The organism is Dokdonella sp. GW821-FHT11D02, from assembly GCF_058808595.1.
This window is the reverse complement of the sequence record NZ_CM179520.1, coordinates 4,876,087-4,901,065: the sequence shown is the minus strand read 5'-3', so window position 1 is coordinate 4,901,065 and position 24,979 is coordinate 4,876,087. Positions and strand designations below refer to the sequence as shown.

Annotated in this window: 28 protein-coding genes; 14 read left to right on the top strand and 14 right to left on the bottom strand. The window is 65.8% G+C overall.

Annotation, left to right across the window (positions count from 1 at the left end; genetic code table 11):
- Positions 1 to 69: 69 nt before the first annotated feature.
- Together tfpB and AC3QL3_RS20780 are read left to right on the top strand one after the other, a co-directional pair.
- Positions 70 to 1,881, top strand: a complete 1,812-nt coding sequence (gene tfpB, locus AC3QL3_RS20785; RefSeq protein WP_492896022.1) for a type IV pilus assembly ATPase TfpB — start codon at positions 70 to 72, stop codon at positions 1,879 to 1,881.
- Positions 1,859 to 2,611, top strand: a complete 753-nt coding sequence (locus AC3QL3_RS20780) for a glutamine amidotransferase (protein ID WP_492896021.1) — start codon at positions 1,859 to 1,861, stop codon at positions 2,609 to 2,611. Before tfpB ends, AC3QL3_RS20780 begins: the two co-directional genes overlap by 23 nt.
- A gap of 13 nt (positions 2,612 to 2,624) precedes the next feature.
- Here AC3QL3_RS20780 and AC3QL3_RS20775 read toward each other — a convergent pair whose 3' ends face one another.
- The 6 genes from AC3QL3_RS20775 to AC3QL3_RS20750 form a co-directional block, all read right to left on the bottom strand.
- Complete coding sequence (locus AC3QL3_RS20775; RefSeq protein WP_492896020.1) at positions 2,625 to 2,840, bottom strand: hypothetical protein; 216 nt, start codon at positions 2,838 to 2,840, stop codon at positions 2,625 to 2,627.
- 163 nt (positions 2,841 to 3,003) lie between these two features.
- Positions 3,004 to 3,768, bottom strand: a complete 765-nt coding sequence (gene tatC / locus AC3QL3_RS20770) for a twin-arginine translocase subunit TatC (protein ID WP_492896019.1) — start codon at positions 3,766 to 3,768, stop codon at positions 3,004 to 3,006.
- Positions 3,755 to 4,066, bottom strand: coding sequence for a Sec-independent protein translocase protein TatB (gene tatB, locus AC3QL3_RS20765; RefSeq protein ID WP_492896018.1), 312 nt, complete (start codon positions 4,064 to 4,066; stop codon positions 3,755 to 3,757). The genes tatC and tatB overlap by 14 nt, the downstream gene beginning before the upstream one ends.
- Before the next feature lie 49 nt (positions 4,067 to 4,115).
- The gene (gene tatA, locus AC3QL3_RS20760; RefSeq protein WP_492896017.1) at positions 4,116 to 4,337 is read right to left on the bottom strand and encodes a Sec-independent protein translocase subunit TatA; all 222 of its coding nucleotides are present in this window, start codon (positions 4,335 to 4,337) and stop codon (positions 4,116 to 4,118) included.
- An 80-nt stretch (positions 4,338 to 4,417) separates the two neighbouring features.
- On the bottom strand, positions 4,418 to 5,098 hold the full coding sequence (locus AC3QL3_RS20755) for a lipid-binding SYLF domain-containing protein (protein ID WP_492896016.1): 681 nt from the start codon (positions 5,096 to 5,098) through the stop codon (positions 4,418 to 4,420).
- A gap of 75 nt (positions 5,099 to 5,173) precedes the next feature.
- Positions 5,174 to 6,070, bottom strand: a complete 897-nt coding sequence (locus tag AC3QL3_RS20750) for an NHL repeat-containing protein (protein WP_492896015.1) — start codon at positions 6,068 to 6,070, stop codon at positions 5,174 to 5,176.
- 169 nt (positions 6,071 to 6,239) lie between these two features.
- On the opposite strand from AC3QL3_RS20750, the gene hemH reads away from it, so the two are divergent.
- Both hemH and AC3QL3_RS20740 read left to right on the top strand, forming a co-directional pair.
- Positions 6,240 to 7,355, top strand: a complete 1,116-nt coding sequence (hemH, locus tag AC3QL3_RS20745) for a ferrochelatase (protein WP_492896014.1) — start codon at positions 6,240 to 6,242, stop codon at positions 7,353 to 7,355.
- Positions 7,342 to 8,205, top strand: coding sequence for an alpha/beta fold hydrolase (locus tag AC3QL3_RS20740; RefSeq protein WP_492896013.1), 864 nt, complete (start codon positions 7,342 to 7,344; stop codon positions 8,203 to 8,205). Before hemH ends, AC3QL3_RS20740 begins: the two co-directional genes overlap by 14 nt.
- A gap of 92 nt (positions 8,206 to 8,297) precedes the next feature.
- Here AC3QL3_RS20740 and AC3QL3_RS20735 read toward each other — a convergent pair whose 3' ends face one another.
- The 3 genes from AC3QL3_RS20735 to ttcA form a co-directional block, all read right to left on the bottom strand.
- A complete protein-coding gene (locus AC3QL3_RS20735) occupies positions 8,298 to 9,062 on the bottom strand; it encodes a M48 family metallopeptidase (RefSeq protein ID WP_492896012.1) in 765 nt (254 codons plus the stop codon).
- A gap of 30 nt (positions 9,063 to 9,092) precedes the next feature.
- Entirely contained in the window at positions 9,093 to 10,010 is a 918-nt protein-coding gene (locus AC3QL3_RS20730; RefSeq protein WP_492896011.1) for a recombination-associated protein RdgC, read from the bottom strand.
- A 125-nt stretch (positions 10,011 to 10,135) separates the two neighbouring features.
- Positions 10,136 to 11,005 (bottom strand): tRNA 2-thiocytidine(32) synthetase TtcA, encoded by an 870-nt coding sequence (gene ttcA, locus AC3QL3_RS20725; protein ID WP_492896010.1) that lies wholly within the window; start codon positions 11,003 to 11,005, stop codon positions 10,136 to 10,138.
- Between the two features lie 231 nt (positions 11,006 to 11,236).
- Between ttcA and tkt the strand changes: the two genes are divergently transcribed.
- The 4 genes from tkt (at position 11,237) to AC3QL3_RS20705 (ending at position 15,386) form a co-directional block, all read left to right on the top strand.
- On the top strand, positions 11,237 to 13,243 hold the full coding sequence (gene tkt / locus AC3QL3_RS20720; RefSeq protein WP_492896009.1) for a transketolase: 2,007 nt from the start codon (positions 11,237 to 11,239) through the stop codon (positions 13,241 to 13,243).
- Positions 13,244 to 13,267: 24 nt separating this feature from the next.
- A complete protein-coding gene (locus tag AC3QL3_RS20715; RefSeq protein WP_492896008.1) occupies positions 13,268 to 13,993 on the top strand; it encodes a phosphoglycolate phosphatase in 726 nt (241 codons plus the stop codon).
- 107 nt (positions 13,994 to 14,100) lie between these two features.
- The gene (locus AC3QL3_RS20710) at positions 14,101 to 14,307 is read left to right on the top strand and encodes a YdcH family protein (RefSeq protein ID WP_492896007.1); all 207 of its coding nucleotides are present in this window, start codon (positions 14,101 to 14,103) and stop codon (positions 14,305 to 14,307) included.
- A gap of 395 nt (positions 14,308 to 14,702) precedes the next feature.
- A complete protein-coding gene (locus tag AC3QL3_RS20705) occupies positions 14,703 to 15,386 on the top strand; it encodes a hypothetical protein (RefSeq protein WP_492896006.1) in 684 nt (227 codons plus the stop codon).
- A gap of 49 nt (positions 15,387 to 15,435) precedes the next feature.
- Here AC3QL3_RS20705 and AC3QL3_RS20700 read toward each other — a convergent pair whose 3' ends face one another.
- A complete protein-coding gene (locus AC3QL3_RS20700) occupies positions 15,436 to 16,095 on the bottom strand; it encodes a response regulator (RefSeq protein ID WP_492896005.1) in 660 nt (219 codons plus the stop codon).
- Positions 16,092 to 17,216, bottom strand: a complete 1,125-nt coding sequence (locus AC3QL3_RS20695) for a sensor histidine kinase (RefSeq protein WP_492896004.1) — start codon at positions 17,214 to 17,216, stop codon at positions 16,092 to 16,094. Before AC3QL3_RS20695 ends, AC3QL3_RS20700 begins: the two co-directional genes overlap by 4 nt.
- A gap of 168 nt (positions 17,217 to 17,384) precedes the next feature.
- Here AC3QL3_RS20695 and AC3QL3_RS20690 point away from each other — a divergent pair, with 168 nt between their 5' ends.
- From AC3QL3_RS20690 to AC3QL3_RS20675, 4 genes are all read left to right on the top strand, one after another.
- Positions 17,385 to 17,915 carry a DUF6622 family protein gene (locus tag AC3QL3_RS20690; RefSeq protein ID WP_492896003.1) on the top strand — a complete coding sequence of 177 codons (531 nt, stop codon included), beginning with the start codon at positions 17,385 to 17,387 and terminating at the stop codon, positions 17,913 to 17,915.
- 26 nt (positions 17,916 to 17,941) lie between these two features.
- Positions 17,942 to 18,361 (top strand): DUF2141 domain-containing protein, encoded by a 420-nt coding sequence (locus tag AC3QL3_RS20685; protein WP_492896002.1) that lies wholly within the window; start codon positions 17,942 to 17,944, stop codon positions 18,359 to 18,361.
- Positions 18,362 to 18,369: 8 nt separating this feature from the next.
- Complete coding sequence (locus AC3QL3_RS20680) at positions 18,370 to 19,881, top strand: carotenoid oxygenase family protein (protein ID WP_492896001.1); 1,512 nt, start codon at positions 18,370 to 18,372, stop codon at positions 19,879 to 19,881.
- Between the two features lie 71 nt (positions 19,882 to 19,952).
- Entirely contained in the window at positions 19,953 to 21,686 is a 1,734-nt protein-coding gene (locus tag AC3QL3_RS20675) for a DUF885 domain-containing protein (RefSeq protein ID WP_492896000.1), read from the top strand.
- A gap of 67 nt (positions 21,687 to 21,753) precedes the next feature.
- On the opposite strand, the gene AC3QL3_RS20670 is transcribed toward AC3QL3_RS20675, so the two are convergent.
- From AC3QL3_RS20670 to AC3QL3_RS20660, 3 genes are all read right to left on the bottom strand, one after another.
- Positions 21,754 to 22,368: an OmpW/AlkL family protein gene (locus tag AC3QL3_RS20670; RefSeq protein WP_492895999.1), complete on the bottom strand. Its 615-nt coding sequence runs from the start codon at positions 22,366 to 22,368 to the stop codon at positions 21,754 to 21,756.
- Positions 22,369 to 22,587: 219 nt separating this feature from the next.
- Entirely contained in the window at positions 22,588 to 23,007 is a 420-nt protein-coding gene (locus tag AC3QL3_RS20665) for a VOC family protein (RefSeq protein WP_492895998.1), read from the bottom strand.
- Positions 23,004 to 23,705, bottom strand: a complete 702-nt coding sequence (locus tag AC3QL3_RS20660; RefSeq protein ID WP_492895997.1) for an SRPBCC family protein — start codon at positions 23,703 to 23,705, stop codon at positions 23,004 to 23,006. The genes AC3QL3_RS20665 and AC3QL3_RS20660 overlap by 4 nt, the downstream gene beginning before the upstream one ends.
- 142 nt (positions 23,706 to 23,847) lie before the next feature.
- Here AC3QL3_RS20660 and AC3QL3_RS20655 point away from each other — a divergent pair, with 142 nt between their 5' ends.
- Both AC3QL3_RS20655 and AC3QL3_RS20650 read left to right on the top strand, forming a co-directional pair.
- Positions 23,848 to 24,246, top strand: coding sequence for an MbcA/ParS/Xre antitoxin family protein (locus AC3QL3_RS20655; RefSeq protein ID WP_492895996.1), 399 nt, complete (start codon positions 23,848 to 23,850; stop codon positions 24,244 to 24,246).
- A gap of 10 nt (positions 24,247 to 24,256) precedes the next feature.
- On the top strand, positions 24,257 to 24,952 hold the full coding sequence (locus AC3QL3_RS20650; protein ID WP_492895995.1) for an RES family NAD+ phosphorylase: 696 nt from the start codon (positions 24,257 to 24,259) through the stop codon (positions 24,950 to 24,952).
- Positions 24,953 to 24,979: the final 27 nt, after the last annotated feature.

Below are 24,979 nucleotides of genomic sequence, written 5' to 3'. Positions count from 1 at the left end.
CCGCCGTGCGGCTGGTTGATGCAGGCTGCCTGTCCACCACGAACCAGGGGCTCCCGTCGCATGGCCAGCGTGACCCAGCTACCCGCCGGCGCGAAATCCGCAGCCGACTCGCTCGGCCTGCATCGCAGACTGGAACTCGACGAGACCCTCGCCGCCCTGCTCGCCGACGGTGCGCTGACCGAGACCGACGTCAAGCGCGTGCGCGCCGACGTGCGCACCGCGCGCGGCCGTACCGAGCTGCACCCGTTGACTCTGGTCGCCAATCTCAAGCTGGCCGACGCGCGCCAGCCGGACAAGCCGCTCAGCCTCGAAGTGCTGACGCAGTGGCTAGCTGCGCGCGCCGGCCTGCCGTACTTGAAGATCGATCCGATGAAGATCGACGTGGCGGCGGTGACCCAGGTGGTCAGCCACGCCTATGCTCAGCGTTACCGCATCCTGCCGGTCGCGGTGAGCGAATTGCAGGTGGTGTTCGCGACCTCGGAGCCGTTCGACACGCGCTGGCTCGCCGACCTCGGCCACATTCTTCGCCGCGACGTGCAGCGCGTGGTCGCAAGTCCGCTCGACGTCGGCCGCTACCTGACCGAATGGTGGGGCGTGCAGCGCTCGATCCAGCGCGCCAAGGACGCCAAGCACGACGCCAACGACGGTCGCGCGATCCTCAACTTCGAGCAGTTGGTCGAGCTCGGCAAGACCGGCGAGATCGGTGCTGACGATCGCCACGTCGTGCACATCGTGGACTGGTTGCTGCAGTACGCGTTCGAGCAGCGCGCCTCGGACATTCACTTGGAGCCGCGGCGCGATTCGAGCCCGATCCGCTTCCGCATCGACGGCGTCATGCACAAAGTGTTCGAACTGCCGACGCCGGTGATGACCGCGGTGACCGCGCGCATCAAGATCCTCGGCCGCATGGACGTCGCCGAGAAGCGGCGGCCGCAGGACGGCCGCATCAAGACGCGCTCGGCAGGCGGGCGCGAAGTGGAACTGCGCTTGTCGTCGATGCCGACCGCCTTCGGCGAGAAGATCGTCATGCGCATCTTCGATCCGGACATCGTGGTGAAGGAGTTCCGCCAGCTCGGATTCTCGCTGAGCGAGGAGAAGACCTGGCGCGAATTCGTCGATCGCCCGCACGGCATCGTGCTGGTCACCGGACCCACCGGTTCCGGTAAGACGACCACGCTGTACTCGACATTGAAAGTCTTGGCGACGCCGGATCTGAACGTCTGCACGGTCGAAGACCCGATCGAAATGGTCTCGCCCGAGTTCAACCAGATGCAGGTGCATGCGGCGATCGATCTCGACTTCGCCGCCGGTGTACGCACGTTGATGCGGCAAGACCCGGACATCATCATGGTCGGCGAAATCCGCGACCTCGAGACGGCGCAGATGGCCGTACAGGCATCGCTGACCGGACATCTGGTGCTGTCGACCCTGCACACCAACGATGCACCCAGCGCGCTCACGCGTCTGCTCGACCTCGGCGTGCCCAACTATCTTTTGCAATCGACTTTGACCGGCATCGTCGCGCAACGTCTGGTGCGTACGCTGTGCCCGCACTGCAAGACCGAGATAGCGCTCGACGTGCAGGCCTGGGCCGCCCTGACCCATCGCTGGGCGTTGGCGCCGCCGGCCAAGAGCTACGGTCCGAAAGGGTGCCTGGAATGCCGCAAAACAGGCTTTCTCGGCCGCACCGGCATCTACGAGATGCTGCGCATCTCACCGGCGATCCGCGCCTTGATCCAGCCGGACATGGATTTGGCCAAGTTGACCGAAAAAGCCTACGTCGAGGGCATGCAGCCGCTGCGCGCCTCGGCGGCAGCGCAGGTCGCGCGCGGCGTCACCACGATTCCAGAAGTGGTCAATGTCTTACCGCCGACCGATTGAGCCGAACCCGACCGCGCGTTTCCTGATCGTGCAGACCGGCAGCACGCTGCCGCAGCTGCGCGCGCGTCACGGCGATTTCCCGCATTGGTTCCGCACCAGTCTGGGGCTCGACCGCGCGAGCGTCGACATCGTGCGCGCCGATCTCGGCGAGAAGCTGCCGGCGCGAGTCGCGCAGGCGGGAGTGATCGTGACCGGCTCGCCGGCGATGGTCAGCGCGCGCGAGCGCTGGAGCGAAGAGACGGCGGCCTGGCTGCGCAACACGATCGATGCCGAGGTGCCTGTGCTCGGTGTCTGCTACGGCCATCAGCTGATCGCGCACGCGCTCGGCGGCCGCGTCGACTACCATCCGGCCGGGCGTGAGATCGGTACGGTCGCGATCGAGCGTTGCGCGGCGGCCAACGACGACGCGTTGCTGGGCGCTGCACCGAATCAGTTTCCGGCACATGCCTCGCATCAGCAGAGCGTGCTCGAGCTGCCGCGCGGCGCGGTTCTGCTCGCCAGTTCTGCGCACGATCCGCATCACGCCGTGCGTTACGCGCCGAATGTGTGGGGACTGCAATTCCATCCGGAATTCAGCGTCGAGATCATGCGCGGCTACATCGAGGCACGCCGGCCGGCGATGCATGGCGACTGTTCGACGGAATGCTGCGGGGAGCGCGCCTATCGGCCGACTCCGCGTGCGCGTGGGCTGCTGCGGCGTTTTCGCGAGATCGCAGGCCGGCGCGGATAGGAATGGCGGGTGGTCAAGCGGCCTTGCGCGAGCGGCCGCCGCGGCGGATCGCGGCCAGCGGATCGCCGAGCTTGAGGCCGGACAAATAGTCGTTGATGGCTTCGTTGGTGACGTCGTACAGCGGACGGCCCATCACGGCAGCCGCAGCCTTGAGGCTGTCGCGCACACGCTTGGACACGCGCAAGCTGGCGTCGCGCGCGTCGTCGTTTTCCACATTCGTCTTTTTCATAGATGCCCCTGAGGGGGTTGCCGGGCGGGCAATTGTTTGCCTCGTGGAGAAGTGTACTGCCCAGCCTGGGACGCCCGGTGCGCGGAGATGCGACACACTGTGACGATTTGTAACATCCGTGCAGAAAATGTATTCGTGCGTGGCGAAGCGTCGCAGCGACGCTTCAATTCGTCGTCGAGGCTTGTTCGGACGCGTTCGCGCGCGTGAGTGCGCGCGCGCCGATGATGCCCACTTCGTAGAGCAGGCACATCGGCACCGCCAGCATCGTCTGCGACAGCACGTCCGGCGGGGTCAGCACCGCGGCGATCACGAACGAGCCGACGATCGCGTAGCGGCGTCCTTCGGCCAGCTGCGTCGGTGTGACCATGCCGAGAGCGACCAAGATGACCAGCACCACCGGCACCTCGAAGCAGAGCCCGAAGGCCAGGAACATCATCAGCACGAAGCTGAGGTAGTGGCCGATGTCCGGCATCACGGCGACGCCGGCCGGTGCGACTGCCGTCATGAAGGTGAACACCGCCGGCAGCACCAAAAAATAGGCGAATGCGCAGCCGATGTAGAACAGCAGCACCGAGGACACCAGGATCGGCATCGCCAAGCGTTTCTCGTGCCGATACAAGCCCGGCGCGACGAAGGCCCAGAGCTGGTACAGCACGACCGGGATCGCGATGAACAACGCGACGAAGAACGCGAGCTTGAGCGGGGTGAGGAACGGCGAGGCGACTTCGGTCGCGATCATCGTGCCGCCCTGCGGCAGATGCTTGATCAAGGGCAGCGCGAGCCAGCCGTACAGCTTGTTCGCGAACGGCAGCAGGGCGACCAATACGACCAGCACGGCGGCGATCGCCTTGAGCAGGCGCGAGCGCAGTTCGATCAGATGCGAGAACAGCGACTGCTCGCCGTCGTCCGGGCGCTCAGCGTCGCTCATCGGCGGAAGGCGGAGTGTTGGGCGTCGACGGGGTGCGCACGGAATTCTCGATCTCGCCGGCGAGGTTCTGCACGTCGGTGCGGACGTCGGCTGCGCGTTGGGTTTCGTGAATCGTACGCTTGAGGTCTTCGGCGGCGAGTTCGCGTTCGATCTCGCCGCGCACTTCTTGCCAGCTGTTGCGTGCGCGTCGCAGCAGCGCGCCGGCGGTGCGCGCGACGCGCGGCAACCGTTCCGGCCCGAGCACGACCAGTGCGACGACCGCGATCAGGGCGATCTCGCTGAAGCCGATATCGAACATGTCTGCTACCGAGGACTGGGCGCGATCAGGCGCCGCTGGGGCGAGCGCGTCAGTCCACGCGCTCGGACTTGTTTTCGCTCGACGTCGTCTGCGGACCTGCGGGCGGATCGGCCTTCAGCTGCGCCTGAGAATCACCGTCCTGCATGCCTTTCTTGAAGCCTTTGATCGCCGAGCCCACGTCTTCGCCGATGTTGCGCAGGCGCTTGGTGCCGAACACCAGGGCGACGATGACCAAGACGATCAGCCAGTGCCAGATGCTGAAACCACCCATGACGATTCCTCCGAACGAGGGTGGACGCGTCGCGCCCACCGATATGAAGTCGTCCGGAAACCGAAACTCCCAGACTTTGCTTAGCGGCTAGTGTACTCCTCCAAACGGTCGCGGAAGTCGACGACCGCATTGGGTACGTTCTGCACACCGCCGTCGAAAATTCGGCGTGCCGTCACGCTCTTGCCATAGACGGACTGGTTGGCATCGTTGTCGATCGAAATCGCGGTGCCGTCGAGCGCGGCGCCGGCGAACAGGCCGCGCGCGCGCGAGTAGGAATAGATTTCGGCCTTCAATTGCGCGTCGGTCGCGGCCTGCGCCGTGCGGCCGACCGGCCCGGCTGCGGCGGAGGCATCCGCGCCCAGCGTGAATTTGCCGTGCACGATCGAATCGACGCCGCGCTGCGTGCGGAACACCAAGATCACGTCGGTCGAAGACACGCCGGCCTGAAAGCCGATGCTGCCGCCGGTCATGCTGATGAAGCTCGGGTTCGACCAGGTGCCGTCGCGAGTCTTCACCGACAACAGGCCCGCACCGTGGCGACCGCCGATGACGAAGCCGGCCTTGACCACATCCGGCACAACCGCGACCGCATGCGCGTTCTGCAAAAGATCCTTCGGAATCGCCTTGTCGGGCGCTTCCATCACTTCTTTCAAGACGCGAATGGCGTTTTCGGCGCGCTTGTCCTCGTCCTCACCGGCGCGGGCAGGCAGCGCGGCGGTGGCGATCAGGGTGAACAGCAGGGCAAAAGCGGCTTGGCGCATCGTCGTGTCCATGAAGAGCGATGAAGAAAGGAGGCTAGCAGCCGCAGATGAGCCTGCGATGAAGCGCCCGCAGATTCAGCGCAGCGCGCGTCGCGCGCCGACGGCACCGGCGAGCGCCAGCAGCAGGCCGAGCAGGCCCAAGGCCCATGGGGCGCCGATCGGCGTGGCATAGGCGTCGCGCTGGACCCTGCATTGCGGCGGGCCGACGGTGAAGCCTTTCATGCCGATCTGCAATAACGATTCGGGCCCAGTGACCGGTCCGAGCATGGTGACGGTGCCGGTGGCGGGATCGATGGTGGCGAGATCGCTCCAGTCCGCAATGGGATCGGAGCCGTTCTGCGGCGGAACGTAGTTGAAAACCGCCCACAGGACGCCCTGGGCGTCGAAGCTCATCGAGACCGAGTTGACCCATCGGCTGACAGCGGGGCCGAACGGGCCGATCGCGGTCGCGGCGCCGGTCTTCGGATCGATGCGGTAGAAGGTGTTGTCGCCTTTGCCGCCGGCGCCGTAAAGCGTGTCGCCGTACGCAGCGATGCCGGTCAGGGCATGGCCGGTCGAGCCGATCAAGGTCGTCGCGCCGCTCGCCGGATCGACTGTCCAGAGCTTGCCGGCATAGGTCGACGACAGCCACAAGGTGTCGTTGCAGCCGGCGACCATGTTCAGATCGAGCGCATCTTGGCGCGAGGGGTCGCCCTGGCCGTCGAGGCCGAAACTGCCGACGACAGCGGCGGCGCCGCTATTGGGATCGACCTTGACCAGCAGTTTGAATCCACCGGCGGCGGCGTACAGCGAACCGTCGGCGGCGGTGGTCAATCCGCTGATGTTGCCGATGATCTGCCCCTGATACTTGCCGGAGCGTCCGATCTCGGTCGCCTGGCGGCTGTCGAGCGGAAATCGGTAAAGCGTGTCGAACGCCTCTCCATAGGCGACGTTCTCCGCCGCCTGCGCCAGCGGCGCGAAGACGGCAAGCATCCCTGCTGCGATCAAGCAGGTCAGTGGGCGCATGGCGGCGTGTTATCGTTATGGTAGTCGTCGCTCCGCGGTGGTCCGCGGTAGCGTTCCCGAGTCTAGCAGCAATCCTAAGTTCGTCAACGCCTTAGACACGTGCTCGCAATGCGTGTCGAGCGCCGATTCCTGTTCAATGCCACGCTATTTCGGACAAGCCCCTCATCGCCACGGCAGCGACTCCTGCGCCGCCGTGCTGCTGGTCAACCTCGGTACGCCGGACGCGCCCGACAAGCGTGCCGTACGCCGGTACCTGGCCCAATTCCTGTCCGATCCGCGCATCGTGGAATGGCCGCGCAAGCTGTGGAAGCCGATCCTGCACGGCGTGATCCTGCGCCTGCGGCCGGCGCGCTCGGCCGCGCTGTACAAGAAGATTTGGACGCCGCAGGGTTCGCCGCTGCAGACCGGCATGGCCGCGTTGAGCGTGAAGTTGCAAGCGGCGCTGAAGGCACAAAGGCCCGGCCCGATCGTCGTGCGCTACGCAATGCGCTATGGCCAGCCGGCGATCGATGCGACCTTGCGCGAGCTGGCGCAGAGCGGTGTTCGCCGGCTGCTGATAGTGCCGATGTTTCCGCAATATTCCGGCACCACCACCGCCTCGGTGCTGGATGCGGTCGGCGCCGAGCTTTCGCGCTGGCGCTGGGTGCCGGAGCTGCGCTTCGTCGCCGACTACCACGCCGAGGCGCGCTACATCGAGGCGCTGGCGCGCAGCGTCGAGGCGCATTGGCAGCGCCATGGGCGTGCGCCGCGCCTGCTGCTCTCCTATCACGGCATTCCGCAGAAGTATTTTCGCGCCGGCGATCCGTATTTCTGCCAGTGCCAGGCCACCGCACGCCGCCTGAGCGAGCGGCTCGACTTGAGCGAAGACGAGCTGATCGTCGCGTTCCAATCGCGCGTCGGTCGCCAGGTGTGGCTGCAGCCCTATACCGAGGCCGTGTTGCAGTCGCTGCCGGAGGCGGGCATCAAGCACGTGCAGGTCTTGTGTCCCGGCTTCTCGATCGACTGCTTGGAAACGCTGGAAGAGATCGCGTTGACCAATCACGCGCGGTTCCTGCACGCGGGCGGCGAGCGTTTCGAGTACATCCCGGCGTTGAACGCCGGCGACGACCACATCGGCGCCTTGGTCGAATTGATTCTGCGCCAGGGCCAGGGCTGGGCCGAGTTCGATCCGGGCTGGGATGCGGGTCGGGCCGCGGCGCAGCAGTCGGCGGCGCAAACGCGCTACGAGCAATTGCGCGATGAGCGACGCTGAAGAACGGGTCATTCCGCTGACGCAAGGCGCGCTCGCGGCCAAGGCCTGGGGCGATCCGCAGCGGCCGCCGCTGCTCGCGCTGCACGGTTGGCTCGACAACGCCGGCAGCTTCGATCGTCTGGCGCCGCTGCTCGCACAAGAGCGTTACGTCGTCGCGCTCGATCTGCGCGGTCACGGCCGTTCGACGCATCTGCCGGCAGGCAGTTGGTACCACTACGTCGACCGCTTCGACGAGCTGCGCGAAGTACTCGATCACTTCGGCTGGGCGCGCGCCGACCTACTCGGCCACTCTCTTGGTGGGACGCTGGCGAGCCTGTTCGCCGCGCTCTATCCCGAGCGTGTCGGCAACTTGTTGCTGATTGAAGGGTTGGGGCCGCTGACCGGTGCCGCCGAAGACGCATTGACGCAGCTGCGTCGCGCGCTCGATCAGCGTGCCGCATTCGGCGCACGCCGGCCGCTGCGTGTCTTTGCGGACCTCGATGCCGCGATCGCCGCGCGTGTCGCCGCCAACGGACTCAGCGTGGCGGCTGCGCGCGCGATCGTTTCGCGTGGCGTGACAGCGGTCGAAGGTGGCTACGTCTGGTCGAGCGATCCGCGCCTGACCTTAGCGAGCCCGTTGCGCTTCACCGAAGTGCAAGTGCTCGCGATGCTGGCCGGTATCCGCGCCGCGACCTTGCTCGTACTGGCTACGCCGCCGACGAGCTATCTGCCGACTGCGATGATGGAAGCGCGTGCCGCTCAAGTCGCCGACGTCCGCATCGTGCGGCTGTCGGGCCATCATCATCTGCATCTGGAAGACGCGGAAGCGGTGGCTGCCGCGATCCATGCGTTCGACGCGGATCAGCAATAGCAAACGGCCGCCACGAGCTCGGCGCTTCTTCCCGTCGTCTTTCGATTCATCGCGAAACGCGCGCTAGCGCAAGCGCCGCCGCGCCGCTGCGGCTATTCCGCGGTGGCGTGGATCAGGCGATTGAGTTCGGCCTTCAACGCCTGCCCGTTGAGGCGCAACCAGTCGCGCTGCTCGCGCCATTCCGGATAGAGGCTTTCGACCAGCGCCCAGAAGCGCGGCGCGTGGCTGCGGATGCGCAGATGGCAAAGCTCGTGCACGACCACGTAGCGCAGCGCCGCTGGCGGCGCCAACGCCAGCGCGAGGTCGAGGGTGACGCGATCGCGCGTATCCAAGCTGCCCCAAAGGCTCTTCAACGGACGCAGCTTGATCGCGGTCGGCGCGCGGCCGAGTTCGGGACAGTAGCGGGCGAGATAGCGGCTGACGTCACGGCGAATCTGCGCTTCGAGGAACGAGCGCAACAGCGCACGCGCGGCCGACAGCGTGGATTTGCCGTGCGGTCGCGGCAGGGTCAGCACGAGCCGATCGTCCTGCTGTTCGATCGCCGGATAGGCACCGTCTCGCCAAGACAGGCGCGTGGTTTCGCCACGCAGCGGAATCACCGTCGCCGCGCCGGGCTTGAGTGCCGGCGGCGCCGAACCGAGGCTGAGTTCGTCGAGTTTGCGCTCGAGCCACTCGCCGTGTTTGCGCAGGAAAGCGAACACTTGGGCCGGATGGGTTCCTTCGGGGTAGGTTACGCGCGCGCCGCCCGAAGTCACGGTCAAGCGCAGGCGACGTGCCTGCGGATGACTCTTGCGCAGAACTTTGATCGTTTCGCCCGCAGGAGTGGCTAATTCGAGATAGTCGTTTGCGACATCCACCGTCTTCTACTCCTGCGGCCGACCGGTGCGCTAATCGCGATCTCCCGGGCGGGGTAAGCCGAACCATTCTTCAAGTCGCGCAAACACGTTCTTCAGTTCCAGCGTCATCAACGCGAAGCTCGCGTCGAGTTCGGCTTGCGCCGACTCGACATCGTCGCGATCGAGCTGGTCGAGCACGACGTCGAGAAAGCGCAGCTTGCGCACGACGAGATCCTCGCCGAGCACGAAACTGATCCTTTCGTCGAATTCGAAGCCGAGTTGGAAAACCTGCTTGCCCGACTTCAGATGCTCCCGCACCTCGTCCGATTCAAGGTCCTGGCGGCGGCAGCGCACCACGGCACCGGCCTCGGCCGGATCACGCAATTCGCACTCGTCGCCGAGGACCAATCCTGCCGGCAGCTTGCCATTAATCAGCCAGTCCGTCATCAACGCCCGCGGCGACTCTTCCGGCGCCATCGGTGTTGCTGGAAAGCGGCCCAGAGCCTCCCTGACCTGGCCGACCGCATCCTCCGCCGCCTTGCGGCTGGCGCTGTCGACCACGAACCAGCCGTCCTCCGCATCCAGATAAGCAGAGAGTCGTGACGGGCGTATGAAGGCGCGCGGCAGAAGTTCGGAAATAACCTCTTCTTTCAGTCGCTTACGTTCTTTTCCGCCGGGTCGGCGCCCTTCTTTGGCGGCGATCGCATCGACTTTTTCGGCAAGCGCCTCATTGACGACGACGCTCGGCAGCAAGCGCTGCTCGGCCCCGACCGTGAGCAAGCTGAATGCACCAACCTGGTGCATTAGCGCTTCGTGATCGCGACCGAAGGGCGAAACGAAGCCGCGCGTCTCCAATTCCAACGGTCCGCATTCGCGCAGACGCTGCGACTCGAGGCCCTTTTCCAGTTTCTTGAGGGATTTGCTGGTGCTTTCGGGGAAGCGGAACAGGCTGAGATTGCGAAAGAGCATGGAGGGGCCGGGATCAGAATTGGGGAGTGGAGATTGGGCGAAACCAAAGTCGGGCCGCTTAGCGACGGCCGTATGCGGTTCTCACGACTTCAGCGGTGTTGGATCTGCGTACCGTCGCTCGGCGACTAAGACGGTTCGGACGTTTCGTGCGCTTCGCCGGCGAGCCACGCACGTGCATCCGCGCGCGGCGTCGCATCGGCTGCGCCGAGTCCGGCGAAGTCGAACAGCGCCGTGTCGGCCAGCTGCGAAGGCGCGACGTTGCCGATCGCGCGGAAGATGCTTTCGATGCGGCCGGGATGTTTCTTTTCCCACTCGCCGAGCATCGCCTTGATGGTCTTGCGCTGCAGGTTCTCCTGCGAGCCGCACAGATTGCACGGCATGATCGGAAAGCCGCGTTGCATCGCGTAGTGGGCGATATCAGCCTCGGCGCAGTAGGCGAGCGGGCGGATCAGAACGTTGCGGCCGTCATCCGAACGCAGCTTCGGCGGCATCGCCTTCAAGCTGCCCTGGTGGAAGAGATTCAGGAACAGCGTTTCGACGATGTCGTCACGATGATGACCGAGCGCGATCTTGCTGAAGCCGCGTTCGGCGGCAAACGTATACAGCGAGCCGCGGCGCAGACGCGAGCACAGGCTGCACATCGTCTTGCCTTCGGGAATCACACGCTTGACGACGCTGTAGGTGTCTTGCTCGAGGATCTCGAACGGCACGCCGAGATCGCGCAAATAGTTCGGCAGGATCTGTGGATCGTAGCCGGGCTGTTTCTGATCGAGATGCACCGCCGTCAACTCGAACCGCACCGGCGCCTTCGCCTGCAGCTTCAACAAGACGTCGAGCAGGGTGTAGGAGTCCTTGCCGCCCGACAGGCAAACCATGACGCGATCGCCGTCTTCGATCATGTTGAAGTCGGCGATCGCCTGACCGACCTGATGACGCAGGCGCTTGGCCAGCTTGCCGGCTTCGTAGTCGTGCTTGCGGGAGGGAATTGCGTTCATAAGACCTTCGCGACCAGGAAGAATCGCCGGAGCAACCTCTCATTGTAGCCGTGCCGGTTTCAAGTTCCGAGATTGAGTGCGCTTCACTTCCGCCCTCCTCGCCGATGCGGCAAAATTCGCGACCTCAGCGCCTTCCGGCGCACCGGGATGGAACCCGAACCCCCTTCCGCCACCCGTCCGCCGCGTTGCATCGACGTTCGGCGCTGGCCACCGCACACTCCGGAGCGCAGCATGAGCAGCAGTTCGTCCGTCGACACGGCCCGTATGGCCGACGCGATTCGTTTCCTCGCCGCCGACGCCGTCGAGAAGGCCAAATCCGGCCATCCCGGCATGCCGATGGGCATGGCCGAGATCGCTCTGGCGCTGTGGACGCGGCATCTCAAGCACAATCCGGCCAACCCGCACTGGCCCGGGCGCGATCGTTTCGTGTTGTCGAACGGACACGGCTCGATGCTGTTGTACGCGCTCTTGCATCTGACCGGCTACGACCTGCCGCTGGAGGAGATCAAGAACTTCCGCCAGCTGCATTCCAAGACGCCGGGTCATCCCGAAGTCGGCGTCACTCCTGGCGTGGAAACCACCACCGGCCCGCTTGGCCAGGGTCTGGCCAACGCAGTCGGCATGGCGCTGGCGGAAAAGCTGCTCGCCGCCGAGTTCAACCGCGACGATGCGCTGCTCGTCGATCACCGCACCTACGTCTTCCTCGGCGACGGTTGTCTGATGGAAGGTATCTCGCACGAAGTCTGCGCGCTGGCCGGCACCTGGCAGCTCGGCAAGCTGATCGCGCTGTACGACGACAACGGCATTTCGATCGACGGCGACGTCAAAGGCTGGTTCACCGACGACACCGCCGAACGCTTCCGCGCCTACGGCTGGCAAGTGATCGGTCCGATCGACGGCCACGACGTCGACGCCGTCGATCGCGCGATCGAGCAGGCGAAGGCCGATCTGGTGCAGCCGAGCATGATCATCTGCCGCACCACCATCGGCCGCGGCGCGCCGACCCGCGCCGGCACCGCCAAGGCGCACGGCGAGGCGCTCGGCACGGACGAACTTGTGGCGACGCGCAAGGCGCTTGCCTGGGACTATCCGCCGTTCGAGATTCCGGCCGAGCTCTACGCTGCGTGGAACGCACGCGAAGCCGGCGCGAAAGCCGAAGCGCAGTGGGATGCGCGCCTGGCCGCCTACCGCAAGGCGCATGCGAGCGAGGCGAACGAATTTGAACGCCGCAACCGCGGCGAGCTGCCGACGAACTTCGCCGAACTGGCCGAGCGCCTGATCGCCGACGCCAATACGAAAGCCGAGAGCGTCGCCACGCGCAAGGCGAGCCAATACGCGCTCGAAGCGCTGGCGCCGGCGGTTCCGGCCATGCTCGGCGGCTCGGCCGACCTCACCCACTCCAACTTGACCGTTTGGAAGAATGCGCCGGTGCTCAGCGGCGGCGGCACCGGACGCTACATCAGCTACGGCGTGCGCGAATTCGGCATGGCCGCGATCATGAACGGCATCGCCCTGCACGGCGGCTACATTCCGTTCGGCGGCACCTTCCTCACCTTCAGCGACTACAGCCGCAATGCGATCCGCATGGCGGCACTGATGAACTTGCGCGTGATCCACGTGTTCACGCACGACTCGATCGGCCTCGGTGAGGACGGCCCGACGCACCAATCGATCGAGCAGGTTTCCAGCCTGCGCCTGATTCCGAACCTCGAAGTCTGGCGTCCGTGCGACACAGTCGAGACCGCCGTCGCGTGGAAACTCGCGCTCGAACGCGATAAGGCGCCGACTGCGCTCGCGCTGTCGCGCCAGAACCTGCCCTTCGTGCCGCGCAGCGACGCGCAGATCGCCGCGATCGAACGTGGCGGTTACGTGTTGGCCGAAGCCGACGGCGGCGCACCGCAGCGCATCCTGATCGCGACCGGCTCGGAAATCGGCCTCGCGCTGGCGGCGAAGAAGCTGCTCGAAGGCGAGGGCATCCCGACCCGCGTCGTGTCGATGCCGTCGACCGAATCGTTCGATCGCCAAGATGCGGCGTATCGCACCGGTGTGCTGCCGGTGAACGTGCGCAAGATCGCGATCGAAGCCGGCACCACGGCGCTGTGGTGGAAGTACGTCGGTCTCGACGGTGCAGTCGTCGGCATCGACCGCTTCGGCGAGTCGGCGCCCGCCCCGCAACTGTTCGAATTCTTCGGCTTCACGCCGGAGAAAGTCGCTGCGGTCGCGCGCAAGTCCGGTTGAGGTAGGCCAGCCGCGTACCGCGTCGTGTTTTTCGCCTCGCCGTTCGCGGCGATCTTGTGCGATCTCGACGGCACCCTGCTCGACACGGTGCCCGACATCGCCGCCGCATTGAACATGGTGCTGGTCGAGCTCGGCCGCGCGCCGATCACCGACGAGGTGGCCGCCGGCTACGTCGGCCAGGGCGTCGATGTGCTCTTGCATCGCGCGCTCGGCGGTGATCGCGAGGCGCGTGTTGCGGCCGAACTGCACGCGCAGGCGCGGCCGCTCTTCGATCTCGCTTACGTCGCGACGAACGGCCGGCGCGCGAAGCTCTACGCCGGTGTCGTCGAAGGCTTGCAGGCGTTTCGCGAACTCGGCCTGCGCCTCGCCTGCGTCACCAACAAGCCGCAAGCACCGTCCGAAGCGGTGCTCGCGCAGTTCGATCTCGATCGCTATTTCGAATTCGTGCTCGGCGGCGACGCGCTGCCGCAACGCAAGCCGCAACCCGAACCGTTGTGGCACGCCGCGGCTCGGCTCGGTATCCCTGCCGCGAATTGCTTGATGCTCGGCGATTCCGCCAACGACGCCAAAGCGGCGCGCGCTGCCGGTCTGCCGGTGGTACTGGTCGATTACGGCTATACCGAAGGCCGGCCGCTAGCCGAGATCGACTGCGACGCGGTCATCGCCAGCTTCGTCGAGCTCGCCGACGCGTTGCGTTCGAGTGAGCGCCGCTTGCTGCGTGCGCAAGTCGATCCGGCGTTCGGCTCGTGAGAATTCCGATGAGCGTTCCCTCGCCGTTTCGCGTCGTACCGATCGAGACCGCCATCCCGCTGCGATGACGCAGAGCTACACTGCGCGCAACGCAGTCGAGTGCACCCATGTACAACGACGACCCCGCCGCCATCGTCCGCCGTCTGACCGAGCTGAAGCTCGAGCATCGCGATCTCGACGTCGCGATCGCGAGCATGCCGCGCGGCCCCGGCTGCGACGAGCTGCAGCTCACGCGCATGAAGAAGCGCAAGCTCAGGCTCAAGGACATGATCGCCTACCTCGAGAACAAGCTGATTCCCGATCTCGACGCATGAGTGTGCTTGCGCCGGAGACGCCGCGTCCGCTCTGATGAGCGCGTCGAGAATTTTCTTCTCGCGCAACGTCGGCGGTACGGACGAATTTCTTGTTTCTCCAGTTCTATAAAAATACCCTCCCGATTATTCAGCCGGGGGTGGCATTTGCCGTTACGAACAGTCGGCAGGGTTCGGCTTCGCGTGGTTAACGGCGATCAGTGGCGACTGGCGAAAAATTCTTCCGACACAGCGGCTTGAGCTGGGTCTGGGACGAGCCGTAGTGCTGAACGCCGTGCGGTGACCGGATCGAAAACAATTGCCGAACTGCGAGCGCCCTCACGAAACCGCAAAAATGACGCCCCTAGCCTGTGCCGGCCTATTTCCAGGCATTCGGAAATAAAATCACAGGAGGCGTTATGAAGCGGCCTATTTCGATGCTGTTGTTGGCGTTGGCTTCGTCCGGCGCGATGGCGCAAACGGCGGACCGTTCGCTCGAGCAGGAGCTCACGCAGAAGCAGGGCATGACGCGAGTCGGCGAAGGTTTGTATGCGAGCACCGCCGATTCCGTCGAATCGTACGTCGCGGTCGGGGCTGCCGGGCAACGCGCCTTGCTCGAGAAGCTTCTGGAACTGCGCGCGAAGATGGAGCCGAACGAATCCGCGGCGGCTTCGCCGCGCGCCGGCACCAAGATGATCGACGACATGATCGCGGAACTGAGCCAGCCCGTTCTGGACAACGCCAACGAAAACTACGGCGATTGCAGCGGCCGCAATTCGAGCGGTCCGTTCCATGCGACAGCCAGCTCCGGCGGAGCGGTGGGTGCGGATGCGTCGGCCTCGAACTCGGACGCTTCGATCAACACGACCAATCGGGCTTACGCCTACGTGACCGACGGCAACGACGAGATCGTGCGCGAGCAAACGACGACGACCTACGGCACCGCGACGGCGTGGGCGTCGGCGACCTCGCCCAATCCCAACCGGCCCGCCAATCTCTGCCGGGCCGGCGCAAACTCGAGCGTGACCTGTCCGGGTCAGACCACACCCGCGATTCGCGCGTTTGCGTTCAGTTCGGTGTATCCGCCGAGAGCTTGTCTGTAAGCGCGATTTCCTGTTCGCTGGAGCCTCGGCAGCGTCGAGGCTCCCAGGCTCAAATCACGCGCAGCGTGATCGCTTTCAGCACGGCACGCGTGCGGTCGCGCGCGCCGAGCTTGTCGAGGATGTCGGACACGTAGTTCTTCACCGTACCCTCGGCGAGGAACAGTGCGCGCGCGATTTCCTTGTTCGAATAGCCGCCGGCGAGCAGGCGCAAGATCGCTACCTCGCGCTCGCTGAAGTTCGCCTTCGGCGCGTCGGTTTCGCGGTAGGCGTAGCGCGCGCGCACCGGGTCGGTCGCGACCGGTTGCAATAGTGATTCGCCGCGCGCAACCGCAAGGATCGCATCGCGCAAGTCTTCCGGCGCGGCATCTTTGAGCAGGAAACCTTGCGCACCGGCCGCCGCCGCATCGAGCAGCAGCGTGCGATCGTCGAACGTGGTCAACAGAATCAGTGGCGTCGCATCGCCGCGTGCGCGCAGCGCGCGCAGCGCTTCGGTGCCGGACAGCCCCGGCATGCGAATGTCCGACAGCACCACGTCGACGCCGCCCCCAGCCAACGCGGCGAGCAGGGCGTCGCCGTCGCCCGCTTCGACCACCACACGCAGATCGCCGAATTGTTCGAGCAAGGCCCTCAAACCGGCGCGCACCAGCGCTTGATCGTCGGCTAGCGCGATGCGGATCGGTGCGTCGGTGTCGAGCGCGGCGTCGCTCATGCCAGCGGCACCCAGGCATCGACGCGGAAGCCGTGCGCGCCATCGAGCGCGACGCCGCCGCCGAGCGCCTCGAGGCGCTCGCGCATCCCGGCCAGTCCGTGTCCGGGGCGGATCGCCGCGCTGCCGCGACCGTCGTCGCGCACTTCCAGCACGATGCGCTCGTTTTCGCGCGCGAGTCGCAGCCAGACGTTGTCGGCACCCGAGTGGCGCGCTGCATTGGTCAGGGCTTCCTGCGCAGTGCGTAACAGGGCCTGCGCTTGCACGACGTCGTCGACGCGTGCGTCGGCGGCGATGTCGATGTGCACGCGTGGACGCGGCAGCGGCGCCGCGAGCGCCTCGATCGCGCGCTTGAGGTCGAGTCCTTCGTGCTGACGCAGTTGGCCGACCACGCCGCGCAGATCGTCGAGCAGCTCGCTGGCGAGACTTCCCGCGGTCGCGACGACGGTGGCCGAAGTGTCCTGTGCACGTGCGAGCAAGGCGAGCTGCAGCTTCAGCGCGGTCAGTTTGTGGCCGGCGACGTCGTGCAGCTCGCGCGCCAGGCGCAGCCGCTCGCCGTCGCGTGCGCTTTCCTCCAGCAGCGAGCGCGTGGCCAGCAGATGCGCATTGACCTGCGCGAGTTCGTCGCGCGAGCGCTCGGCTTGTTTGGCGTAGTAGCCGGTCAGTCCGGCGAATGCCTGGAAGCCGAGGAAGAGCAACCATACGATCAGTGCGCTGGCCATCGGCCATGCCTGCAGCAAGATCGCGAGCAGGCCGGCGTTCGCGCCGGCGACCAGCGCGATCAGCCAGCGGCGCGGCAGATCGACCGCTTGCGCGACGACGATGATCAACAGCACCGGCGCGCTGCCGTCGCGGGTCAGCGCAACCAAGGCGAGTGCGGCGGCCACCTCGATCGCAAGCGTGGCGGCATTGACGCTTTGTCGCTGCGAGCGCTCCGACCACCAGGAATCGAACACGAAACCGGCCAGGAACACGAGCATCAGCGCGATCACGACTGCATAGGCGCCGCGTCCGCCGCCGGTGGGACCATTGAAGCCGCCGACGAACAGGCCGGCCAACACCGTCGCCCAAGTCAGGTAGGCGGCGTAGTGCAGAGGTGAAAGCAGGCGGTGGCGGGCGGACATGACGGGGGCCGATGGATCGGTGTCTTGGTGTACCGCCTCCTCGTTGGCCACTCAAGCCCTCGGCACGAAGTGGTGACTTTTGGCAGGTCGAAGTCGTGACCGCCGGCATCTCGTCGCTGGTAGCGTCCAAGTCCAGCATGACGCCATCTCCTGCCGCGGAGCTGCGCCGTGATAGTCGAAGTGCTGAGCCATACCCCTATCTGGGTCTACGCGTTGTTTGCCTATCTCGCCTGGGTCGGCGCGAAACGCCTGCAGCCGTCGGTGCGCGATGTGCGCTATGTATTCGTGCTGCCGGTCGTTTTCATCGTCTGGGGTTTGTCGGGTTTGGCGCGGCACGCCGAAGCGACACCGCACGCCGGCGCGTACTGGCTGTTCGGCGCCGTACTCGGTGTGGCACTGGCCGCTCTGCTCAAGCCGAAGCTGCTGGTCGACCGCGAGCATTGGCTGGTACGCCAGAGCGGCAGTGCGGTACCGCTGCTGCGCAATCTGGCGATCTTCGGCAGCCACTATCTGCTCAACGTCGCGGCCGCGATCGAGCCGCGCGCCGGCATCGATTTTCTCGGTTGGGACGTGCTCGTGTCGGGTTTCAGCGCCGGCTACTTCCTGGCCTGGGCGATCCGCTTCGCGCAGGCCTACCGCGCAGCGCCGGAGGCCGATCTCGCCGCCGCCGGTCTCTCGATCGCCCCCAATCGCACTTGAACCGTCCTGCCTAAGGAGTCCGAACCATGCTCGGCAAACACGCTGTATTCCTGTCGCTCGCCGCCTCGTTGTCGGCGCAGGTTTTCGCTGCCGATCTCGACGTCACCGTCGCCGACGTGCGCGTCGCGAAAGGCACGCTGATGATCGCCGTCGCCGACTCGGCCCAAGCCTGGGACGGAGCCGGCAAATCGGTCGCCGGAGCGACGCGCAAGGCCGGCGGTGCGGCCGAAACCTTTCACTTCGCGAATCTGGCACCGGGCACCTACGCGGTACGCGTGATGCACGATGAGAACGACAACGGCAAGCTCGACATGAATTTTGCCGGCATGCCGACCGAAGGCTACGGTTTCAGTAACGATCCGAAGGTGTTGCGCCAGCCGACCTTCGACGAGGCGAAATTCGAGCTCGGCGCCGCCGGCGCCGCGATCACGATCCATCTGCGTTGAGGCTCGCCATGGACCGTCGCCGTTTCCTGCGCAATGCCCTCACCGGCGCCGCCGCGTTGACGCTGACGCCGCGTTGGCTGCGTGCCGAGGTCGCCGTCGCCGGCGGCAGTGAACGCTTCGCCCAAGGACTCGCGCGCACGCCGTGGCTGGCCGGCTGGAACAGCGTGTCGGCCGAAGCGCTCGGCCCCAATCTCGCCACGATCGAAGGCCGTTGGCCGCAGCCGCTCGCCGGCACCTTGTATCGCAACGGTCCGGCCCTGTTCGATCGCGCCGGCCTTCGTTACCGGCATTGGTTCGACGGTGACGGCATGCTGCACGCGTGGCGCTGCGCGAGCGGACGTATCGAGCACCGCGCACGCATGGTTGCGACCAGCAAGTACACGCGCGAACAGGCCGCCGGCCGCTTCCTGCTGCCGGCGGCCGGCACCACGATCGCCGACGCGGTCGCGATCCGCAACAACGACGACGTCAACACCGCGAACACCGCCGTAGTCCGTTTCGGCGGCCGCCTGCTGGCTTTGTGGGAAGGCGGCTCCGCGATCGAGCTGGATCCTTCCGACCTGCGCACACGAGGACCTGTCACTTGGCGCGAGGATCTCGTTGCCGCGCCGTTCTCGGCGCACCCGCTGCTCGATCGCGATGGTTCGATGTGGAACTTCGGTTCGCTCGACCTGCTCGGCGGCTCGGGCCTGTTGCTCTGGCACATCGCTGCCGACGGCAAGTCGCTTCGCACCGCGATGCTGCCGACCGATCAACGCGGCTATCTGCATGCGTTCGCGATGACCGAGCGGCATTTGATCTTCGTGCTGACGCCGTACCGCATCGCGGACGGCGCCGCCGCAGCGTTCTTCGAGCGCCTGCGTTTCGCACCGGACCAACCGTGCCGTATCGCCGTCGTGCCAAAGGACGCGCTCGATACGCCGCGATGGTTTGAAGCGGATTTCGGTGCGGTCTACCACTTCGGCCATGCGTACGAGCGCGGCAGCGAGATTTTCGTGCAGGCGGTTCGTCATACCGACGTCGAGGAGATGCGCGCGCCGATGGCCGCGGCGATGCGCGGCGAACCGAGCGATCGCGCGACGTCGACGGAACTGGCCGTGCTACGCATCGACCTCGCCAAATCGCGTGCGCGCTGGGAGCCGACGGCCGCCCGCGGCATCGAGTTTCCCGTATTCGACACGCGCCACCGTGAAACACGCTCTGCGCGAGTATTCGCCCCGATGCGCATCGAGCCGGCATCGTCGCCGTACTTCAATGCGATCTCGGCGATCGATGGCGATCGTCAGCGCGTACATCGCTACGGCGCGGACGTGCTCGCCGAAGAGCACGTGTTCGTGCCCAAGCCCGGTAGCCGCCGCGTCGGCGAGGGTTGGCTGCTCGGCACGCTGCTCGACGCGAAGCGCGGCCGCAGCGGCCTCGCCGTACTCGATGCCGAACGAATCGAGGACGGCCCGCTAGCGCAGGCGTGGCTGCCCTCCACCTTCCCGCTCGGCTTTCACGGCTGGTTCGCCTCTACTTGACGCCTGACCATTGGCACTGCCGCGGCGACGATTCGGTGCGATCATCGGTGTTTCTCTCGGTGGAGAACGCGATGAAGTCCTGGTCCCCATGGTTGGTTTGCGCCGGTCTTCTGTTGAGTACGTTCGCTCACGCGGACAGCGCCGACCAGCGCTTCGAGGCGCTGTACAAGAAGGAATGGAGCTGGCGGCAGGAGCAGTTCGCCGGCTCCGACGACGAGGACCGTCAGTCCAGCGCGCGAGACCGGCGATTGCCCGAGGTCGATGCGGCGACGCAGAAGCGGCGCTTGGCCTATTGGGACGATGTGCTCAAGCAGCTCGATACGATCGAAGCCAAGGAGCTGTCGGCTGACAATCAGATCAATCTCGCCGTGTATCGGCCGCAGATCGAAGGCTATGCAGCGGGACTGCGCTTCCGCGACTACGAGATGCCGTTCAACAGCGATTCGCAGTTCTGGTCCGATCTCGGCTTCATGACGCGGCGGCCGCTGAAGAACGCCGAGGCCGCGCGCAACTACATCGCCAAGCTCGACGACGTGCCGCGTTACTTCGATCAGCAGACCGCCAACATGCGCGCCGGCTTGAAGCGCGGTTTCAGCGTGCCGCGCGCAGTGCTGAAGGGGCGCGACGTCTCGATCGCGAGCTATGCCGAAGTGAAGTCGCCCCAAGACAGCGAGTTCTACGCGCCGCTGAAGACGCTGCCGGCCACCATCCCGGCCGACGAGCAGGAGCATCTGCGCGCGGACGGCGCGCGCGCGATCCGTGAGCACGTGATTCCGGCCTACGCGAAGCTGCTCAAGTTCTTCCGCGACGAGTATGTGCCGAAGGCGCGCACGACGCTCGCGGCCGAGGCGATGCCGGACGGCAAAGGCTGGTATCGCCAGCAGATCAAGGACTACACCACGCTCGATCTCGACCCGGAAGAAATCCATCAGATCGGCTTGAAGGAAGTCGCTCGCATCGACGCCGACATGCAGGCGACGATGAAGGAGACCGGCTTCAAGGGTGATTTCGCCGCGTTCCTCGAGTTCCTGCGCAGCGATCCGCAGTTCTATGCGAAGACGCCGGAAGAGCAGCTGATGCGTGCGGCGTGGATCTCCAAGCAGGTCGACGCGAAGATCGGCCAGTTCATCGGCCTGTTGCCGCGCGGACGCTTCGGCATCGAGCCGGTGCCGGCGGCGATCGCGCCGTTCTGGACGGCCGGCCGCGGCAGCGCGCACACCTACTGGGTCAATACCTACGACCTGCCCTCGCGCCCGCTCTACAACCTGCCCGCGCTGACCCTGCACGAATCCTCGCCCGGCCATTCGCTGCAAGGCGCGCTGGCGGACGAGCAGAAGGGCTATCCGGACTTCCGCAGCAAGAACTACATCTCCGCTTACGGCGAGGGGTGGGCGCTGTATTGCGAGAAGCTCGGCAAGGAACTCGGCATCTACCACACGCCGTACGAGGAGTTCGGGCGCGAGACGTACGAGATGTGGCGCGCGGCGCGTCTGGTCATCGACACCGGCGTGCATCACAAGAACTGGACGCGCGAGCAGGCGATCGACTATCTCGCTTCGCACACTGCGCTGAGCCGGCACGAAGTCGAGACCGAGGTCGATCGCTACATTTCCTGGCCGGGTCAGGCGCTCAGCTACAAGCTCGGCGAGATCAAGATCGTCGAACTGCGCGCGCGCGCGGAAAAGGAACTCGGCGCGAAGTTCGATCTGCGCGCATTCCACGACGCCGTGCTGGCCTTGGGTTCGGTGCCGCTGCCGGTGCTGGAGCGGCAGATCGATCTTTGGATCGGCAAGCAGAAGAGCTAGACGGCAGACACCGCCTTTCAGCTCGTCAGGCCGCCTCCCCCGCTAGCAGGGGAAGCGGTCGGGCGACTCAGAATCGATAGCCGATCGAGATGCCGTAGACCCACGGGTCGATCTTGACCGTACCGACCTTGGCGCCGTTGACCTTGGCGTCGGTCTCGATGCTGATCCAGCGCGCGTCAGCAGTCAGCGACCAGCGTTCGTTGAGGCTCACCTCGACGCCGGCGTGCACCGCGCCGCCCCAGGAATCTTCGAGATCGAGCTTGGTGCCGGCCAGCGGGCCTCGTTCCTTGATGTCGAAAAAACGCGTGTAGTTGAGGCCGATGCCGACGAACGGCGAGACTTTCGCGCCGGGCGCGAAGTGGTACTGCAAGCTGAAGGTCGGCGGCAGATGCTTCACGCTCGCCGAGTTGGCGCCGTTGAGCTTGACCTCGTGTTCGAACGGCAGCGCGGCGAGCGCTTCGATGCCCCAATTGGGCGTGAGGAAATACTCGAGCGAGACGGTCGGGCGCGCGTCGTCGCCGACGTCGGCCTTCAAGGCGCCGCCCGCCAGCCGCCCGTTGTTGGATTTCGGCGAAACCTGATGCGCGCCGAATTTGACCACCCAGTCGCCGGCCTCGGCGGCCGACGCGCTCGTGACGATTCCGGCCAGGCAGGCCGCCAGCGCGATCGATCTGCATCTCATCGGTCGTTCCTCCGTGATGGTCGGCGCGGCGTTCGCGACGGGATGTCGCGCTGCCCCCGCGCCCACGGGAAACGCTAGCAAGCGGCATGCCCTTGGAAAATGAGATAAAAGGTATTACGCGTCACATTTCCTTTGTAAAAAAGTGAACACGACTGTCGCGGCACGGCCGATCGTGACGGTGAAGTACGGGCGGGACCGGCGCGGCTCGCGCCGGAGCGGTCAATCGGCGATCTCGTCGTAGCCTCGACCGAGGAATTGCAGCAGGCACACGCCGTGGCCGAACGGGTCGGCCAAAGTCGCGATGCGGCCCCAATCGGCCGTCCGCGGCTCGCCTTCGAGTACCGCACCGGCAGCCAATGCACGGCGCAGCGCGGTATCGAGATCGGGCACGACGAAGTCCAGATGCACCGGCGTCCAGTGGCGGCGGTAGTCGCGCGTCTGCGAGGTGGCGTCGCCGGCCGCGCTGCCGGCGGCTTTGCGCAAGAGATAGATCGGCGCGTCTGCGCCGAGCAACTCGACCACCTCGTCACCCAAGCGGCGGCCGACGCGCAAGTCGAACGCGGCGAGATAGAACGCCTCGGCGCGCGCCAGATCGTCGACGTCGATATTGACCAGCAGCGACGGCGCGACGCCGGTCACGGCTTGGGCTCCGGATCGCGCTTGGCCGGCTGGGTCTTGCTCGGTTTGGTCGTTGCGCTCTTCGGTTCGCTGCCCTTGGCCGCTTCCGCTTCGCGCTTCCATTGTTCGAGCAGAGCGGCGCGTACGGCATCGCTGGAGGGCGTGAATTCGACCGCGGGTGGCGGGCCCTCGGGCGTACCGGTGTCGATGTAGCGCTGAAGCCGAGCGACTTGCTGGTCGAGCATCGCATCGACCTTGGGCGCCATTTCTTCCAATCCGCTCGCGCTGGTGCCGCTGACACGGTATTCGACGTCGATGCGCGTGCTGCCGTCCTCGTTGGCGCGGATCCAGAAGCTCAAAATGCCCTTCAACGCGAGTTCCTGCAGCGGGCCGAGCGCGGTTTCCAAGCGCAACAGATTGCCCGGCAAGGCCATCACGACGCGGCCGTGTTCGGCGCTGCCGCCCGGCCAGCGCTCGCACAGGCAGCCGCCGGCTTCCGCTTTCAAGCTCAGGTTCGACGCTTGCCCCGACCAGGTGTGCTCGCCGCTCCACCACGCCGGCAGTGCGGTGACGGCGGCATAAGCTTTCGTCGGCACCGCCTTCACTTGCACCGAATAGGCGACGAAGAAGCCGTCGGCCGCAGCCTGCCTGACCTCCGCGCGAGCGGGCGCTCCGATCGTGAGCAGGGACAAGGCGGTACAGAGGACGATGGATTTCATGGAGATTCCGGTAGCAGCGGGATGTCGACGACCGCAAGCCTAGACGCCGCCGCGCCGCGATAGTTTCGCGCAAGCGTGCGGTGCTGGCGATAACTTTCCATATAAAGTAATATCAAGCAATACTTCATTAATGGAGTTTGGCATGACTGGCCTCACCGCGCCGACCCCGGCACCCTCCAGCGAGCTCGGCGGACCGGCTTTGCGTGCGTTTTTCTCGATCGCCGAGCGCTGGGGTCTGCGCATCGCCGAGCAGCGCCGCCTGCTGGGTGAGCCGCCGGAATCGACCTTCTACAAATGGAAGCGCGAGCAAGCAGGGGCAATCGGCCGCGATGTGCTGGAACGCATCAGCTACGTGCTCGGCATCTACAAGAACCTGCAGATCCTTTTTCCCGAAACCGAGCGCGCGGATGCCTGGGTGCGCAAACCGAATACAGCGCCGACGTTCGGTGGCCAGTCGGCGCTCGATCGCATGCTGTCGGGCAACGTCGCCGACCTCTATGTCGTGCGGCAGTACCTCGATGCACAGCGTGGTTGGAACTGAGGGGCTGCTCATGTCGCCGGCGCCCCCTCCCGAAAAACGCATCCGCTGGACGCGTGCTTACCGCATCGTGCCGAGCCGCTTTCCTCCGGTCGGCGTGTTCGATCGCGTTGCCGCTCCGGCCGATCTCGACGCACTGTATGAGATCGAGGCGCTGACCAACCCGCGCCTGCGCGAGGAGCTCGGCAGCCTGCGCATGTTGCCGAAGGAGCGCCGCGTCAGTGGTCCGGGCACGACTCCGCTGATGGCGGCATTCACCCATCTCAATCCGGACGGCAGCCGCTTTTCCGATGGCAGCTGGGGCGTGTTCTACGCTGCGCACAGCATCGCCACCGCAGTCGAGGAAACGGTCTACCACCGCGAGCGTTTCCTGCGCGCGACGCATGAAGCGCCGTTGGATATCGAGATGCGCTGCTATCGCACGACGATTCAGGGCCGATTGCACGATTTGCGCGGCGGCTGGACCGCCGAACACGACCCAGCCAACTACGGCGCGAGCCAGGCCTTGGCGCGCGCGCTGCGTTCCGATGGATCCAATGGGCTGGTCTACGACAGCGTGCGCGATCGTGGCGGCGAATGCGTCGCGCTGTTCTATCCCGATCTGGCCACGCCCTGCGTGCAGGCGCAGCACCTGATCTATCGCTGGGACGGCGAGCGGATCGCCGCAGTGCTCGAAGTCAACGCCGTTTTGCGGCGCGAGCCGCGTTAGACGGCAGATCGGCCCCTGCAACGATGC